Here is a 16,392-nt window from a genome sequence, read left to right as displayed (position 1 = left end):
CGGATCCGCCGCCGTCAGATCGGGTGCGGATCCAGTTCCAGACCCACGCGTTGGCCGACGCGCAGCCGGATCAGCCTGGAGTGCTTGGCGCCGAGCTTGGTGCTGAGCATGTCGAGGGTTTCCCCGGACAGCTGGTCGGCCTCGGCGGTACGGCCGAGCTCGCGCAGCAGGACCGAGAGGTTGCCTCGGCAGGTGAGGGTGGTGGGGTGATCCTCACCGAGGCGATCGGACAACGCCCGGTACGCCTTGCGGTAGTTGCTCTCCGCCTTCTCCGTCTCACCCAGCGCCGCCTCGGTGTTGGCCAGGTTCATCCGGCAGTTCATGCTGAAGGGGTGCTCCGGACCGAGCGTGGCCCGGAGCGCGGCACCGGCCTGCTCGCACACCTCGCGGGCCTGCGTGAGCCTGCCGGTCGACAGCAGGTTGATGCCGTGGTTGACCGCGCACGCCAGCGTGTTGGGGTGGCTCTCCCCGAGCGTGGCGCGGAACCGGTCGAGCAGGTCGGCGGTCTCCCGACAGGCCTCCTCGTGGCGTTCCGCCGCCGAGAGGTGGCCGGCGTACCCCAGGCGCACCACCAGCGTCTCGGGCGAGGCCTCGCCCAGTCGCCGACGGCAGATGTCCAGGACCTGTCCGCTGATGTCCATGGCCTCGTCCAGCCGGTCGAGGCGGCGGAGTGTGATCGCGAGAGCTTTGGCGGCCTCCAGCGCCGGCGGTGATTCCGGTCCGAGTTCCACGCCAGTCTCGTAGACCCGGCGCAGCGTCTCCTCCGAGGCTTCGTACTGGCCGCAGGAGCGCAGGTCGCGGCCGAGGTTGATCCGGGAGAACAGCGTGCACGGGTGCTCGCGGCCCAGGGTCAAGCCGCGCAGGTCGCAGTTCTCCTTGTCGATGTCCAGGGCCTCGTAGCAGTCTCCGGCAATGCGCATCGACACGGCGAGGTTGTTCGCCGCGAACAGGGTCCAGGGGTGATCCTCACCGAGGAGCTCCATGGACCGCTCGTACGTCTGGCGGTCGATCTCCAGGGCCTCTCCAACTCGTCCCACAGCCCGTAGGTCGGAGGCAAGGCCGCCCGCTGTCATGAGGGTGTGGCTGTCGTCGTCGCCGAGGGCCTCGCGTTGTTGCTCGTAGACGTCCTGGTCGATGTCGAGCGCCCTGCTGTACCAGCCCTGGAGCCGCAGCAGGTTGGCGGTCTCGTGGCGCAGGTGCAGGGTCCAGCGGTCGCCGGGGCCGGTCTCTCGCTGCCAGACGCCCAGCAGATCCTCGGCGAGCGCCATGGCCTCCGCGTATTCGCCGCGGGCCCGCAGATACCGCACCCACTCGGTCATCAGTCTGCGGATCCGGTCGTCGAGCGAGTACCTGGTCCACGGAGTCCTGAGGTGCGGCCAGATGGCGTCGTAGCGCTCCCAGTTCGCCGGCCGTTCCACATCGCCCTCGACCGGGCGGGCGCCGGAAAGAACATTGCGCACGGCACGGAGCGCCGCCTCCTGCTCGTTGGCGGACATCGACGAGCGCACGGTGGCCTGGACGAGCCGGTGCACCTGGATGCTCCTGCTCCTGCGGTCGACTTTGGCCAAGGCGTAGCGGTGCAGCTGCTGGATGGCCCGCGACAGCAGCGCCGTACTGCCGCTGCCCGGCTCCGCCTCGCGCAGCGCGTCGCTCATCTCCTTGCCGAACACCAGGTCGAGGGAGATGGGATCCGCGCCGAAGAACGCGCACAGCTCCAACAGCCGCCGCGCGGCCGGAGATTTGAGTTGCTGGATGGAGACGCTCCAAGTCGCGCCCACCTGGAGCGGGACGCCGGAGACGTCGATGTCCGCCTCCGAACTCTCCAACTGGGCCTCCAGCAACCTCAGGTACTCGGTGGGATCCAGGCCCGTCTCGTTCAGCCAGGCCGCCGCCTGGTCCACGGCGAGCGGCAGGTCGCCGAGGGCGTCCGCAACCCGGTCGGCGTCCTCGGTGCTGATGGCGTAGACGCGGCGCAGGAGGTGCTCGACACTCTCGGTACGCGAAAAGACGTCGACCTCGACGCGCTCGCCTACCTGAGCCCAGCCTTCGTTACGGGTAGTGATCAGTACGTGGCCGGTGGGGCTGTTGGGCAGCAGCCGCTCGATGGACTCGGAAGTTGTCGCGTTGTCGAACACCAGCAGCCAACGGTCGTACTGGGTGCCCCGGCGCAGCGCGTCCCGGACCGCGTCAGCAGTGGCACTGATGCTGTCCCGCTCCGCCACGCCCAGATGGGTGGCGAGTTCGGAGTACTGACGCAGCGCGAGGTCACCGAACTCCGCCTCGATCCACCAGACGACGTCGTAGTCACCCCGGTAGCGGTGCGCGTACTCGGTCGCCAGCTGTGTCTTGCCGACACCGCCCATGCCGTGGAGCAGGGCGGCGGTACCGGTGTCCTTGAGTCGCTGGCGCAGGTGCTCCAGCAGTTCGACGCGTCCGGTGAAGGCCGCGTTGCGTACCGGGACGGACCATACGCGTGGCTCCGCGCCGGGGAAGCGAGGGCCGCCGGCTCCCGCGTCCGCGGGGTGCTCGCCCTGGACGGCGTGGGCGTCCAGAGCCCGCAGCAGCGCCTTCCTGGCCTGGCTCTCGTCCATGGTGCTCAGGTCGATCGGCGTCCGGTCCGAGAACGGATGCTGAAGCCGTGCGTCGCTGATCCTCACCGGCACCAGAGTGCGCCGCGCGCCTATCGGGTCGGCCGCAGCGACCGCCTCCCACACCGCTCTGGCCTGCGGGGACCTCTGATAGGCGGCGGACACCACGGCCACCGTGCGGGTGGCGCCGCGCACCTTGCTGTCGGTGTGGTCGCGCAGTGCGACACCAGCCCCGGAGCCGTCCTCGGAACGGGCATCACTGACGGTGAAACCGGCGTCGCCGAGGGTCTGCCCGATCCACTCGGCCCACATTCGGTCCTCGGGGACGTAGCTGAGGAACACATGGGTGGGGTCCGGCGGCCTGCGCCGCACGACGCCATTGAGGTAGTTCTGACGTTCCTCGTCGCTCATAGGAACGAGCGAACTCACCTCGCCCTCGGTGATGACCGAGGTCAGCCGCTCACAGGCGGCAAGCAGGGAGTTGTGGTTGCCCGGCTCGTCACGGAAGGTGGCGAGCATCTCCTCGTAGGCGTATGTGGGCTTACTGGGCAGTTCCACGTTGCCCCAGTAGCGGCTGACGTCAATGTGCGGGGTGCGGATCAGCAGTTGCTCGAAGGCGAGCCGGACCTTGGCGCGGGCGGCCTCCAGCCGGTCCGCCTCGGAGTCCACCACCCGCATGGGCACCGGCAGAATACGGATGCGCCGTTCGCGGTAATACGTGTCCGCCACGCGGCGGGCGACGGCCGCGGCGCCCTCGATGCTCCGGTCGTTGTGGGTGAAGCAGTTCACCAGCACGTCGGGGAAGTGAAGGGTGCAGATGTCGGAGATGTCGCTGAGGCCGGTACGACTGTCGATGAGGACGTAGTCGTATCCGTGCCGGAACTGGGCGCACATGGCGTCCAGGAACTGACCGCCGTACTGCTCCTCGTAGAAGCGGGTCCAGTCGAACTGGGAGAAGATCGAGGAGTAGTTGCGGTCCTGACGGCCCGCCGAGATGTGGTCCAGGCGGCCGTCGCCGGGGAAGTTCCACACCAGCGGGTTCACCGCGCGGCCGATGTCGGCTTGTTCGGCGATCCACTCGCTGCGCACGTGGGTGTCACCCAGGTGATCGACCTTTAGGACATAGTCGTTGATGAGTTCCAGCACTCCGGGTCGGTCGCGTAAGGAGTTCGGATCCAGGAACGGGCGAAGGAAGCGGTCGAGCCCAGGGGCGTCCAGGTCCCAGTCGACCATGAGGACCCGTCGCCCCTGGGAGGCCATGATCCAGGCGATATTGGCCAGGGCCATGGTGCGGCCGGTACCCCCCGTGTAGGCGTAGAAGGTGACGATCTTGCCGTCTCCGGAGCGAGGGTGCACGCCAGTCACGGATGGGCCTCCTGGTCGCCCCGGCTACCGGGCGAAAGTTCAACTACCTTATGGCAACGGCCTATTCACACCAGGATAGGACAAGCCGCAGCACATGCCCCGGCCCCGCACAACGCGACGCGGCGCATCGTACGGGGCCGGGACACGAGGCCGCCGTTGGTTACTCCACACCCCCACCCGGCCGCTTCAACACCTCCCCCACCGAAGTCTCCTCCCCCCGAGCCAGCCGACTGTGCGACCGCCCGTACAGGAAGTACACGACGAACCCGAGCACCATCCAGATCGCGAACCGCAGCCACGTCTCCGCCGGCAGATTCAACATCAGCCACAGCGAGGCCAGCACCGACACCACCGGCAGGACCGGCACCCACGGCGTACGGAACGCGCGGTGCAGGTCCGGGCGGGTGCGGCGGAGGATGATGACGCCGATCGCGACCACCACGAACGCGAACAGGGTGCCGATGTTGACCAGTTCGGCGAGTTCGCTCAAGGGCGTGAAGCCGGCGACGATCGCGATGATCACGCCGAGGAGGATGGTCGGGCGGTGCGGGGTCTTGAAGCGTGGGTGGACGTGGGAGAAGAAGCGGGGCAGGAGGCCGTCGCGGCTCATCGCGAAGAAGACTCGGGTCTGGCCGAGCAGCAGGATCATGCAGACCGTTGTCAGGCCCACCGCCGCGCCGAAGCTGATGAAGCCCGCGAACCAGGGGTGCCCGGTCGCCTTGAAGGCGTCCGCCAGGGGTGCGGTGATCGACAGGTCCGTGTACTTCTGCATGCCGGTCACCACGATCGACACCGCCACGTACAGGACCGTGCAGATCACCAACGAGCCCAGGATTCCCCTCGGCATGTCCCGTTGCGGGTTCTTCGTCTCCTCCGCCGCCGTGGCCACCACGTCGAAGCCGATGAAGGCGAAGAAGACGACGGACGCGGCCGTGAAGATGCCCATCACGCCGAAGTTGGACGGGGCCCAGCCGAACATCAGCTGGATCAGCGGGGCTTGGAGGCTGCCGCCCGCTTCGACCGCCTGTGACTTCGGGATGAACGGGTCGTAGTTGTCCTTCTCGATGAAGAAGGCGCCCGCGATGATCACGGTCAGGACCACCGTGACCTTGATGGCGACCACCAGGGAGGTCACCCGCGCGGACAACTTCGTGCCCAGGACCAGGATGCCGGTCAGGATCAGGACGAGGGCCGCCGCGAGGATGTCGAAGCCGAAGCCGTCCGCGCCGTCCCTGCCGCTCAACGCTTCCGGAAGGTGCCAGCCCGCGTTGTCCAGGAGCGAGGCGATGTAGCCCGACCAGCCGACGGCGACCACCGCCGTGCCGAGCGCGAACTCCAGGACCAGGTCCCAGCCGATGATCCAGGCGGGGAGTTCGCCCAGGGAGGCGTACGAGAAGGTGTATGCCGAGCCGGCCACCGGGACCGTGGAGGCGAACTCGGCGTAGCAGAGCGCGGCGAGCGCGCAGACGACGCCGGCGACGACGAAGGCCAGGGCGACCGCCGGTCCGGCGTTGTTCTTGGCGACCGTGCCGGTCAGGACGAAGATGCCGGTGCCGATGATGACGCCGACGCCGAAGACCGTCAGGTCCAGAGCGGACAGGGACTTCTTCAGCGCGTGCTCTGGTTCCTCGGTATCGAGGATGGACTGCTCGACTCTCTTCGTCCGGAAGAGTGTGCTGCTCACGGGCGTACCTCCCACGCTGTGTCGTCCTCGACATGATCGAGAGGGGGCGTACTGCGTATGCCCCGGCGCGTGGGGATTCACGCAAATGGGCCGGTCGTACCACCCTTCGCGGTGGTTCGACCGGCCCATTGCGGCGTGTCAGGCGTGTCAGTCGCGCGCGGGCTCCGGCTCCTCGGCCGCCGCCGCACTGCTGTACCTGCCGTCCAGCTTCGAGACCAGGCCGGTGACCTGGCGGGCGATGTCCGGGGCCGTCAGACCGATCTCCGCCATGACCTCGGCGCGCGAGGCGTGGTCGAGGAAGCGCGGCGGGATGCCGAAGTCGCGCAGCGGTACGTCGACGCCGGCGTCGCGCAGGGCCTGGGCGATCGCCGAACCGACGCCTCCGACGCGGGAGTTGTCCTCGACCGTGACGACCACGCGGTGGCGTTCGGCGAGCGGGGCCATGGCCTCGTCCACCGGCTTGACCCAGCGCGGGTCGACGACGGTGGTGGTGATGCCCTGCTTGTCGAGGAGCGAGGCGATCTCCAGGCACATGGGGGCGAGGGCTCCGACGGAGACCAGGAGCACGTCCGGCGTGTCCGTGCCCGGCTCGCGCAGTACGTCCATGCCGCCGACGCGTCCGACAGCCGGTACCGCGGGGCCTACGGCGCCCTTCGAGAAGCGTACGACCGTCGGCGCGTCGTCGACCTGTACGGCCTCGCGGAGCTGGGCGCGGACCTGGTCGGCGTCGCGCGGGGCGGCCAGGCGCAGGCCCGGGACGACCTGGAGGATCGACATGTCCCACATGCCGTTGTGGGAGGCGCCGTCGGTGCCGGTGACGCCGGCGCGGTCCAGGACGAACGTCACGCCGCACTTGTGCAGGGCCACGTCCATGAGGACCTGGTCGAAGGCGCGGTTGAGGAAGGTGGCGTAGACGGCGAAGACGGGGTGCAGTCCGCCGGTCGCCAGGCCCGCCGCGGAGACCGCGCCGTGCTGCTCGGCGATGCCGACGTCGTAGATCCGGTCCGGGAAGGTGTCCGCGAACTTCTTCAGGCCGACCGGCTGGAGCATCGCCGCCGTGATGGCCACGATGTCCTTGCGCTCCTTGCCGAGCTGCACCATCTCGTCGCCGAAGACGGAGGTCCAGTCGGCGCCGGAGGCCTTGATCGGCAGGCCGGTGTCGGGGTGGATGGGGCCGATGCCGTGGAAGCGGTCGGCCTCGTCCTGGAGGGCGGGCTGGTAGCCGCGGCCCTTCTCGGTGAGGACGTGGACGATGACAGGGCCGCCGAAGCGCTTGGCGCGGGCCAGCGCGGACTCCATGGCCTCGATGTCGTGGCCGTCGATGGGGCCGACGTACTTGAGGCCGAGGTCCTCGAACATGCCCTGCGGGGCGATGAAGTCCTTGAGGCCCTTCTTGGCGCCGTGGAGGGTCTCGTAGAGCGGCTTGCCGACGACCGGGGTGCGCTCCAGGAGGTCCTTGCCCTTGGCGAGGAAGCGCTCGTAGCCGTCGGTGGTGCGCAGGGTCGCGAGGTGGTTGGCGAGGCCGCCGATGGTGGGCGCGTAGGAGCGCTCGTTGTCGTTGACGACGATGACCAGCGGGCGGTCCTTGGCGTCGGCGATGTTGTTCAGCGCCTCCCAGGCCATACCGCCGGTGAGGGCGCCGTCCCCGATCACGGCTACGACATGGTCGTCGCGTTTCTGGATCTGGTTGGCTTTCGCGAGGCCGTCGGCCCAGCCGAGGACCGTGGAGGCGTGGCTGTTCTCGATGACGTCGTGCTCGGACTCGGCCTGCGAGGGGTAGCCGGACAGGCCGCCCTTCATCTTCAGCTTGGAGAAGTCCTGGCGGCCGGTGAGCAGCTTGTGGACGTAGGACTGGTGGCCGGTGTCCCAGAGCACCTTGTCCTTCGGGGAGTCGAAGACACGGTGCAGGGCGATGGTGAGCTCGACCACGCCGAGGTTCGGGCCGAGGTGGCCGCCGGTCTTGGAGACGGCGTCGACGAGGAAGGTCCGGATCTCCTCTGCCAGCTGGTCCAGCTGCTCCAGGCTGAGCCGGTCCAGATCGCGCGGTCCCCTGATGCGGGTCAGCAGCGGCACCCGTGCCTCCTTGCAGTAGAGCTGATCGAGCTGTTGCCGGGCTTGTCGAGTCTAATGTTCCGCCTTTGCGGACGGCGCCCGGGAGGTGCGTCATACGTCACGCGATCGGCTGTACCCAAGATCCGCCGTTCGTAAGATCCATGGGTCGTACGACATGAAAATGGCCCGGCGCTGAACAGCGCCGGGCCATTTCCGTGCGGGCTAGCCGCGGCCTGCGGCCTTCTGGCTCCTGCGGGAGACCGAGTCGATGACCACGGCGCCGAGGAGGACGCCGCCGGTGATCATGTACTGGATCGACGTGTTCATGTTCAGCAGGTCAAGACCGGTCTGGATCGACTGGATGACCAGCATGCCCAGGAGGGCCGACCAGACGGTGCCCCGGCCACCGAACAGCGACGTACCGCCGATGACCGCGGCCGCGATGGCCAGCATCAGCGTGTTGCCGCCGCCCGCGTTCAGCGTCGCCGACGCCGTCTGGCCGGCGAAGAACATGCCGCCGATCGCGGCGAAGCCACCCGCGATGGCGAACACGGAGATCCGGATCGCCGCCACGTTGATACCGGCACGACGCGCCGCCTCGATACCGCCGCCGACCGCGAAGACCTTGCGGCCGAACGTGGTGCGACGCAGCACGAAGTCGACGATCACCAGCGCGGCGAGGAAGATCACCAGGGCGTTGGAGACACCCGCGGCGTTGTTCAGCACGGCCGCGGCGGCGAAGGACGCCACCGCGAGGAGACCGACGCGCACCAGGATCTCGCTGGTCGGACGGAACGGCACACCCGCGGCCTTGCGGCGGCGCTGCTCCATCAGCGAGCCCACGAGCATGGACGCCACACCGAGGGCCGCCAGCAGGTAGGCGCCGACGATGGCCTGGTCCATGAAGAAGGAGCCCTGCCCGAGGATGTGGATCGGGCCGCTGTCGTCCGGGATGTTGATCGTGCCGCTGTCGCCAAGGAGCCACAGCATCAGACCGTTCCAGCCGAGGAAGCCGGCCAGGGTGACGACGAACGCCGGCACACCGATCTTGGCGAAGAACCAGCCGTGCAGGACACCGATGGCGATACCGGTCAGGACGGCCAGGATCAGGCTCAGCCAGACGTTCATGCCGTGGTTGACCACGAACACCGCGAAGATCGTGGACGCGAGGCCGCTGACCGAGCCGACGGACAGGTCGATCTCGCCGAGCAGCAGCACGAAGACGAGGCCGATGGAGAGCATGCCGGTGGCCGACAGGAAGTAGCTGATGCTGGACAGGTTGTCCGCGCTCAGGAACAGGTCGTTCTTCAGCTGGAAGATCGTCCAGATGACGATGAGGCCGACGACGACCGGCAGCTGGCCGAGCTCGCCGCCCTTGACCTTGCGCTTGAACTCGGTCCAGTAGCCCTTGAGACCCTCTTCACGGATCAGCAGGCGCGGGTCGACGACGGCGACCGGCGCGGCCGTGGGGTCGTCGGCGGGGGCCACGGTGGTCTGTTCCTCCACCACGCCGTCCGACTTCTCTACCTTCGACGTGTCGCTCACTTTGCCGCCTCCGTGCTGCGACGCCCCGCACGACGGGTCACGGCGTTCTCCGTGGCGCCCGTGATGGCGGCGATGATCTCTTCGTGGGTGGTGTCCTTCACGGAGAAGGAACCGTTGTTCTTACCCAGGCGCAGCACGGCGACGGTGTCGGCGACAGCCTTCACGTCGGCCATGTTGTGGCTGATGAGGATGACGCCGAGGTTGCGCTCGCGCAGCCGCTCGACGAGGTCGAGGACCTGTGCGGTCTGCTCGACGCCGAGGGCGGCGGTGGGCTCGTCCAGGATGACGACCTTGGGGTCACCGATCAGGGCGCGCGCGATGGCGACGACCTGACGCTGACCGCCGGAGAGGCTCGCGATCGGGATGCGGACGCTCGGGATGCGGATGGAGAGGGTGCTCAGCAGTTCCCGAGCGTTCTTCTCCATCGTGACCTCGTCGATGACGCCGCGGTGCAGCAGCTCGCGTCCGAGGTAGAGGTTGCCGACGACGTCGAGGTTGTCGCACAGCGCGAGGTCCTGGTAGACCGTCGCGACGCCGAGTCCCTGGGCGTCGTGCGGCTTGTTGATGCTGACCGGGTTGCCGTCCCACTCGATGACGCCCTCATCGATGGGGTGGACGCCGGCGATCGTCTTGACCAGCGTGGACTTTCCTGCGCCGTTGTCGCCGACCAGGGCGACTACTTCTCCGGCGTGGACCTCCAGCTCGACGTCGGTGAGTGCCTGCACCGCACCGAATCGCTTGGAGACTCCGCGCAACGCCAGCACGGGCGTAGCGGACACGTGAACCATCTCCTTCGCCGCCTGACCGGCGGGGATGCCGCGCTTGGGGTAAGACGCGGAGGGGGGTGCCGAAGGAGGCACCGAATTGCTTACTGATGAACTTGCGCGCGGCCCGTACCGGTTGGCAACGGGCGCGTTCGCCATGCTTCTCTCCGGCACCCGCCCCTAGCGGGTCGGTGGACACCGACCCGCTTTAGCGGGGTATGAAGGCGGGGCGGGCGCCGGAGGGGCTTCTCCTGCCGGGAGGGCGTGCCCGTCCAGGCACGCCCTCGGGGCGGTGGTTACTGAAGGCCGGCCTTCTTGCACGCGGCGGCGTAGGCCGAGGTGCAGATCTGGTCGACGGTGTACAGCTTGTCCTTGATCACCGTGTCGTTGATGTTGGCGACGGTGACGGAGACCGGGGTCAGCAGCTGCGACGGAACCTTGTCGCCGGAGCCGTTGGTCATGGTCGTGGTGGCGAGGGAGTCGATGCTCTTGCCCTCGACCAGGTTGACCGCGAGCTGGGCGGCGGCGTCGGCCTCGGGCTTGAAGGCCTTGTAGACCGTGCTGGACTGCGTGCCGGCGACGATGCGCTGGATACCGGCGAGCTCGGCGTCCTGGCCCGTCAGCGGGATGCCGGAGATGCCGGCGCCCTTCAGGGTGGTGGCGATACCGCCGGCCATGCCGTCGTTGGCGGCGTAGACGCCCGCGATGTTCTTGGCGCCGAGCTGGGTGATGGCCGCCTTCATCTTCTGCGCGGCGATCGAGTCCTTCCAGAGGCCGGACTGCTCGTAGGCGATCTTGACCTTGCCGTCGAGGACGCTGTGGGCGCCCTTCTTGAACAGCGCGGCGTTCGGGTCGGCGTCGTCACCGTTGATCATGACGACGTTGGCCGAGGGGGTCGCCTTGGAGCCGAGCGAGTCGAGCAGGGCCTGGCCCTGGAGCTGGCCGACCTTCTCGTTGTCGAAGGAGACGTACGCGGAGACCGGGCCCTGGGCCAGACGGTCGTACGCGACGACCTTGACGCCCTTCTTGACCGCGGCGTCGATCGAGGACTTGATGGCGGCCGAGTCCTGGGCGGAGATCACGATGACCTTCACGCCCTTGGTGACCATGGTGCTGACCTGCTGGGCCTGCTTGGCGGCGTCGGCGCCGGCGTTGTTGTAGGAGACCGTGCAGTCGTCACACAGCTCCTTGACCTTGGCCTCGAAGAACGGCCGGTCGAACTGCTCGTAACGCGTGGTGACGCTGTCGGGCAGGAGCAGGCCGATCGACTTGTTGCCGGAGTCGGAGCTGCCGCTGTCGTTGTCGTCGTCGCCGGCCTTGCCACAGGCGGCGGCGGTCAGAGCGAGAGCCGAGACCAGAACGGGTACGGCCGCACGACGCATAAGCGTGTTCACTTCAGAAACCTCCCTGACGAGGCCGCGTCGTTGCGGCCGAGGTGGCTGGAAGTCAACTCGGCCACACGTGCGACGTCAAGAAGTAAATACTTAACGGGTTGGCAACGGCGGGTTTCGTTCTCTAAGTGAAGGCAGGAGCCGCTGTGTGCAGCGTGCCGTCCAAAAGGGTCGAATCGCCCATCTCACTGAGCGCGAGAGCGAGCGCTCCGAGCACCTCCGCACGGCCCCCAAGTGCCCCCGGGAGAACGGTGAGTTGACGTGCCGCGCTGGGAATGGCGTACCGGCCGACGGACTCCCTGATGGGCCCGAGGACCAGCTCGCCCGCCTCCGCGAGATCACCGCCGAGGACCACCCTGCTCGGGTTCAGGAGATTGCAGAGATTGGCCACTCCACTGCCGATATGGCGGCCGACGTCGGCGATCACCCGACGGCAGCCAGGGTCTCCGTCCCTGGCCAGCCGCACGACGCCTTCCATCGTCAGGTCCGTGCCGTGACTGGACTGGAGGAGCGGGAGCACATAGCGCGCGGCCGCGAAGGTCTCCAGGCAGCCCCGGTTTCCACAGCGGCAGACCGGGCCGGATTCATCAAGAGTAATATGCCCGATTTCTCCCGCTGTGCCACCCGGGCCCCGGTAGATCTTGCCGTTGATGACCAGGCCTGCGCCGACACCGCTGGCGACCTTGATGTACGCCAGGTCTCTGACGCCTCTGCCGCTGCCCCAGACCATCTCGCCGAGGGCGCCCAGGTTGGCGTCGTTGTCGACGTGCACGGGGACGCCCAGACGGCCGCCCAGCTCCTCGGCGGGCTTGGTGCCGATCCAGCCCGGCAGGATCGCGGAGGAGCCCAGCGAGCCGGACTCCAGATCGATCGGGCCGGGGACGCCGAGACCCACCCCGGCGATCTTGGAGCGGTCGACGCCGGTCGCCGCGATCAGCCGGTTGACCAGCTCTTCCGCCCGGTCGAAGCCCTGGGTGGAGGAGGCGTCCACGTCCAGTGGCTCGGACTCCTCGGCGAGCACCTGGTGGGCGAGGTTGCCGACGGCGACCCGTAGGTGCGTATGGCCGAAATCGACGCCGATCACGATGCCGGCGTCCCCGCTGAGCGAGACGCTGCGGGCCCGGCGGCCGCCCGCCGATGTGGGCGTGACCTCGACGGTCCCGCCGTCCTTGAGCTCACGGACGATGTTGGAGACGGTTGCCGCGGACAGCCCGGTGGTCCTTGCGATCTCCGCCTGGGTGAGCGACCCGGCCAGCCGGACGGCCCGGACCACCCGCTCCAGGTTGGCTCGGTGCAGCGACGACTGCGACCCCGGAGTCTCCACGACGACCTCCTGCGCGCGGGACCGCATCGATGAGGCCCCGTCCATGTCCAACTAGTGAACTCTAAGCTGAGCCGTTCGGGTCGCCTTCCGTCAAGAGGTTGAACAGTTTCCGCGGCGCCACGCACGCGCGCGTACGCCGCTCCCAGGGCCGGGAACGGCGTGCGCACGGTCGGTTCCGGAGCGCTACCCGCGCCTCACTTCAAGGTGGCGGAGGTCAGCCCCGCCTGTACCTGGCGCTGGAAGGACAGATAGACGACCAGCATCGGGATCATCGCGATGGTCACGCCCGCGAAGAGCACCGGGAGGTCGGAGGCGTACCCCTGTTGCTGCTGGAGCTGGATGAGCCCCTGGGTGAGGACGTAGCGCTCGGGATCGTCACCGCTCTGCGGCTGCATGAGGACCGTCGGCAGGATGAACTGGTTCCACTGGCCGAGGGTGTTGAAGATGCCGACGCTGACCAGACCGGGCTTGGCCATCGGCAGCATCACCTGGAAGAAGGTGCGGCTGTGCGAGGCGCCGTCGAGGACCGCCGCCTCGAAGACGGCGGTCGGCAGGGTCCGGAAGAAGGCGTGCATGAAGAAGACCGTGAACGGCATCGAGTAGGCGACGTACACCAGGATCAGACCCTGGTAGGTGTTCAGCATGTCCAGCCGTTTGACCATGAAGAACAGCGGGACGAGGGCGAGGAACACCGGGAACATCGCGCCGGCCACGAAGAAGTAGTACAGGAACCTGTTGCCCCAGAACTGATAGCGGGCCAGCACGTACGCGGCCATCGAGCCGAACAGCATCGTCAGCGGCACGGAGAAGACCAGCACGATGACCGTGTTGAGGAAGTAGTCGCCGATGCCCTTGTCCCAGGCCCGGGAGAAGACGTCCAGCGACCAGTTCTGCGGCCAGCCGAAGGCCGAACCGCCGATCTGGGTGTCGGTCTTGAAGGAGCTCAGGACCAGCCAGAGCAGGGGCAGGATGATCAGCAGGGCCCAGAGGGCGAGGAAGCCGTGCGAGAAGACGTTCAGGACGACGCCTTCGCTGCGTTCACCGCCGGGGCGGGCCGGGGTCTTGGCCACGGGGCGCCGTACGGGGGCGTCCGCGGTCTCCTTGATGGGGGCGCTCATCGTCGTATCTCTCCCGCTCAGAACTCGACGCGGTCGCGGCGGGTGGCACGCAGCATGACCACGGACAGGACCAGGGTGAGCAGCAGCATGACGACGCCCATCGCGCAGGCGTATCCGCTCTTGCCGAAGTACTGGAAGTTGCGCATCATCACGGTCGACATCACGTCGCTCTTGTGGTCGGGACCGCCGCCGTAGGCGCCCATGTTCTGGGTCATCGAGGAGACGAGGACGAACATGTCCATCGCGACGATGCCCAGGTACACCCAGGCGGTCTGCACGCTCTCCCAGAGCAGCGGCAGGGTGATGCGGAAGAAGGACTGGTTGCGGCCCGCGCCGTCGATCAGGGCGGCCTCGTAGATGTCCTTGGGGATGGACTGCATGGCGGCCGAGAACAGCACCAGGTAGAAGCCGACGCCGTGCCAGACCACGGCGATCATCAGCATCCACAGCACCAGGTTCGGCTCGTTCAGCCATTCCATCGGGTTCTGGGCGTCGACCAGTCCGAGTTTGATCAGGAGGCCGTTGAGGAGACCGCCGCCGTCACTGCGGTACACGGCGTTGAAGAGCACCGCGACGATCGCCAGGGACAGCACCTGCGGAAAGAAGTAGACGATTTTGTAGAACGACGATCCGGCGACGCCCGATACTCCGCCGGCCCGGCTGCGTCCGCCCGCGTTCAGCATGAACGCGAAGAAAAGGGCGAGCAGGATCGTGATCACCGGGATGAAGATCAGGAACAGGATGTTGTGCCAGATGGCCTGCATGAAGACGTCGTCGTCGAACAGCGCCTTGTAGTTGTCCAGGCCGACGAACTTGAAGGTCTGCGACTGTCCCTTCCAGTCGGTCAGCGAATAGCCGAACGTCTGGACGTACGGCCAGATCACGAAGATCAGATAGAGCGCCACGGGGACGAACAGAAATCCCGCGACGAACCTGTACTGCCCTTTGCGCATTGGCGTTTCCTGCCCCTGATGTCCTTCCCCGGGCCGGAAGGGGATCCGGCCCGGGAAACGGCGTTGGTCAGTCCCGGTGGTTCTTCTTGGAGGCCGGGTCCTTGGCCTGCTTGTCGACCGCGGCCTGGGCGCGCTTCAGCCACTCCTTGGGCTGGATGCGCTTGGCCATCAGCTCGTTGGACGCGGCCTCGATGGCCGCCCCCATCTCGCTGTACCAGTCGACGTACAGGTAGCGGAAGGTGTTGTCACCCGCCGCCTTGGACGCCTCCACCGTGGACTGGGTGCCCGGGCGCAGCGTGACGCTGGAGTCGACGCCGTCCTTGAGGATGGTCAGCGAGTTCGCCTCCTTGGCGAACTGCGTCGACCACTCCTTGGAGAGCATGCGCCGCATGAACTCCTTGGCCCCGGCGAGGTTCTTCGCCTTGTTCGGGATGATGAAGGGCTCGCCGGCGCCGGCCCGGATCGCCTCGAAGGGCAGCTTGCTGTCGGGCAGCAGCGGCATCGGCAGGAACTTCATGTCGAAGTCCGACGGCGTGGTCTTGAGCTGCTCGTTCTCCAGCCAGGAGCCGCTGGTGATGAACACGGCCTTGTACTGGTTCCAGCGGGTCTGGGACTCGGTGTGGGTGAGGCCGTTGGTGCCGGGCATCAACAGGCCCTTCTCCACGACCTCGTAGATCGCCTCGACGCCCGCCTGGGCCGCGTCGGAGCCGACGAACGCCTTGGGGTCGAGGTTGTCGATCGCCTTCATGGCGTCCAGGCCGCCGGTCTTGGCGATCAGGTCCATGATCGCGACGTTGATGTAGTACGGGTACTTGCCCTGGTGGGCCAGGCCCCCGATGCCCTGCTTCTTGGCGTCGGTACAGATGGCGAGGAAGTCGGCCCAGGTCTTGGGCTCCTCCCAGCCCTTCTCCTTGAAGAGCTTGCCCGAGTACCACAGGCCCCAGACCGTGTAGATGTAGTTCAGGGCGACGACCTTGCCCTCGAACGTGCCCGGGTCGAGGGTGCCGGCGATGAGGGTGTCGCGGACCTTCTTGGAGGGGTCGTCGACCGACGGGGCGTCCAGGACCTCGGCGAGGTCGAGGAGCTGGCCGTTCTTGTTGAGGACGTCGACCTTGATCTGCTGGGCGCCGGAGTCGTCCACGATGTCCGGCGGGGTGCCCGCGTTGAAGCGGGGCTGGAGCTTGCCGGTGATCTCCTGCGTCCCGGTGTGGGAGGAGGTGATGCCGAGCTTCTTCTGGAAGTCGGCCTCCCACACCTTCGCGTAGTTGTCGCCGTAGCCGCCCTTGAAGATGACGACGTCGAGCTTGCTGCCCTTCTCGGCGCCGAAGGGGTTGTCCTTGGTGGTCTTGCCCTTGGGTGTGTCGTTGCCGGAGTCGTCGTCCCCGCCACCGCTGGCACACGCGGACAGGAAACTCATCGTGGGTACGGTGATCAGACCGAGCGCGGCGGACCGCTTGATCAGATCACGGCGGCCGACGGAGCCTTTGTCGTTCTCGGCGGAAGTGGATCCCATGCTCAAGTCCTCGCCTTCTCCAGGACTCAGGCGGTGAACCGGATCCTTGCCGGGCACCGCGATCGGGTCACGCTGGGTCGTGCAGGAAGTGCGGA

Annotated in this window: 10 protein-coding genes; all 10 read right to left on the bottom strand. The window is 67.6% G+C overall.

Annotated elements, in window-relative coordinates; translation table 11 throughout:
* Positions 1–14 precede the first annotated feature (14 nt).
* On the bottom strand, positions 15–3,953 hold the full coding sequence (gene fxsT, locus ABZ928_RS01150; protein ID WP_361514351.1) for an FxSxx-COOH system tetratricopeptide repeat protein: 3,939 nt from the start codon (positions 3,951–3,953) through the stop codon (positions 15–17).
* Between the two features lie 160 nt (positions 3,954–4,113).
* Complete coding sequence (locus tag ABZ928_RS01145; protein ID WP_361514350.1) at positions 4,114–5,637, bottom strand: amino acid permease; 1,524 nt, start codon at positions 5,635–5,637, stop codon at positions 4,114–4,116.
* Positions 5,638–5,784: 147 nt separating this feature from the next.
* Entirely contained in the window at positions 5,785–7,710 is a 1,926-nt protein-coding gene (gene dxs / locus ABZ928_RS01140) for a 1-deoxy-D-xylulose-5-phosphate synthase (RefSeq protein WP_361514349.1), read from the bottom strand.
* A 201-nt stretch (positions 7,711–7,911) separates the two neighbouring features.
* Positions 7,912–9,234 carry a sugar ABC transporter permease gene (locus tag ABZ928_RS01135; protein ID WP_361514348.1) on the bottom strand — a complete coding sequence of 441 codons (1,323 nt, stop codon included), beginning with the start codon at positions 9,232–9,234 and terminating at the stop codon, positions 7,912–7,914.
* A complete protein-coding gene (locus tag ABZ928_RS01130; RefSeq protein ID WP_361514347.1) occupies positions 9,231–10,022 on the bottom strand; it encodes an ATP-binding cassette domain-containing protein in 792 nt (263 codons plus the stop codon). The genes ABZ928_RS01135 and ABZ928_RS01130 overlap by 4 nt, the downstream gene beginning before the upstream one ends.
* Before the next feature lie 272 nt (positions 10,023–10,294).
* Positions 10,295–11,380, bottom strand: coding sequence for a substrate-binding domain-containing protein (locus ABZ928_RS01125; RefSeq protein ID WP_361514904.1), 1,086 nt, complete (start codon positions 11,378–11,380; stop codon positions 10,295–10,297).
* Positions 11,381–11,513: 133 nt separating this feature from the next.
* A complete protein-coding gene (locus ABZ928_RS01120; protein ID WP_361514346.1) occupies positions 11,514–12,713 on the bottom strand; it encodes an ROK family transcriptional regulator in 1,200 nt (399 codons plus the stop codon).
* Positions 12,714–12,907: 194 nt separating this feature from the next.
* Positions 12,908–13,831, bottom strand: a complete 924-nt coding sequence (locus ABZ928_RS01115) for a carbohydrate ABC transporter permease (RefSeq protein ID WP_361514345.1) — start codon at positions 13,829–13,831, stop codon at positions 12,908–12,910.
* A 17-nt stretch (positions 13,832–13,848) separates the two neighbouring features.
* A complete protein-coding gene (locus ABZ928_RS01110; protein ID WP_361514344.1) occupies positions 13,849–14,784 on the bottom strand; it encodes a sugar ABC transporter permease in 936 nt (311 codons plus the stop codon).
* Positions 14,785–14,851: 67 nt separating this feature from the next.
* Positions 14,852–16,297 (bottom strand): N-acetylglucosamine/diacetylchitobiose ABC transporter substrate-binding protein, encoded by a 1,446-nt coding sequence (ngcE, locus tag ABZ928_RS01105; RefSeq protein WP_361514343.1) that lies wholly within the window; start codon positions 16,295–16,297, stop codon positions 14,852–14,854.
* Positions 16,298–16,392 lie beyond the last annotated feature (95 nt).

The sequence above is a fragment of the Streptomyces sp. NPDC046909 genome, from assembly GCF_040644695.1.
Lineage (GTDB): Bacteria > Actinomycetota > Actinomycetes > Streptomycetales > Streptomycetaceae > Streptomyces.
Note: the sequence above shows the minus strand (reverse complement) of the source record. Positions and strands in the feature narration are given on the sequence as shown.

Excerpts from the sequence above, each read along its gene's own strand:
- ngcE (WP_361514343.1), bottom strand. The coding sequence starts at position 16,297 with ATGGGATCCACTTCCGCCGAGAACGACAAAGGCTCCGTCGGCCGCCGT.
- ABZ928_RS01130 (WP_361514347.1), bottom strand. The coding sequence starts at position 10,022 with ATGGTTCACGTGTCCGCTACGCCCGTGCTGGCGTTGCGCGGAGTCTCC.
- ABZ928_RS01115 (WP_361514345.1), bottom strand. The coding sequence starts at position 13,831 with ATGAGCGCCCCCATCAAGGAGACCGCGGACGCCCCCGTACGGCGCCCC.
- ABZ928_RS01125 (WP_361514904.1), bottom strand. The coding sequence starts at position 11,380 with ATGCGTCGTGCGGCCGTACCCGTTCTGGTCTCGGCTCTCGCTCTGACC.
- ABZ928_RS01110 (WP_361514344.1), bottom strand. The coding sequence starts at position 14,784 with ATGCGCAAAGGGCAGTACAGGTTCGTCGCGGGATTTCTGTTCGTCCCC.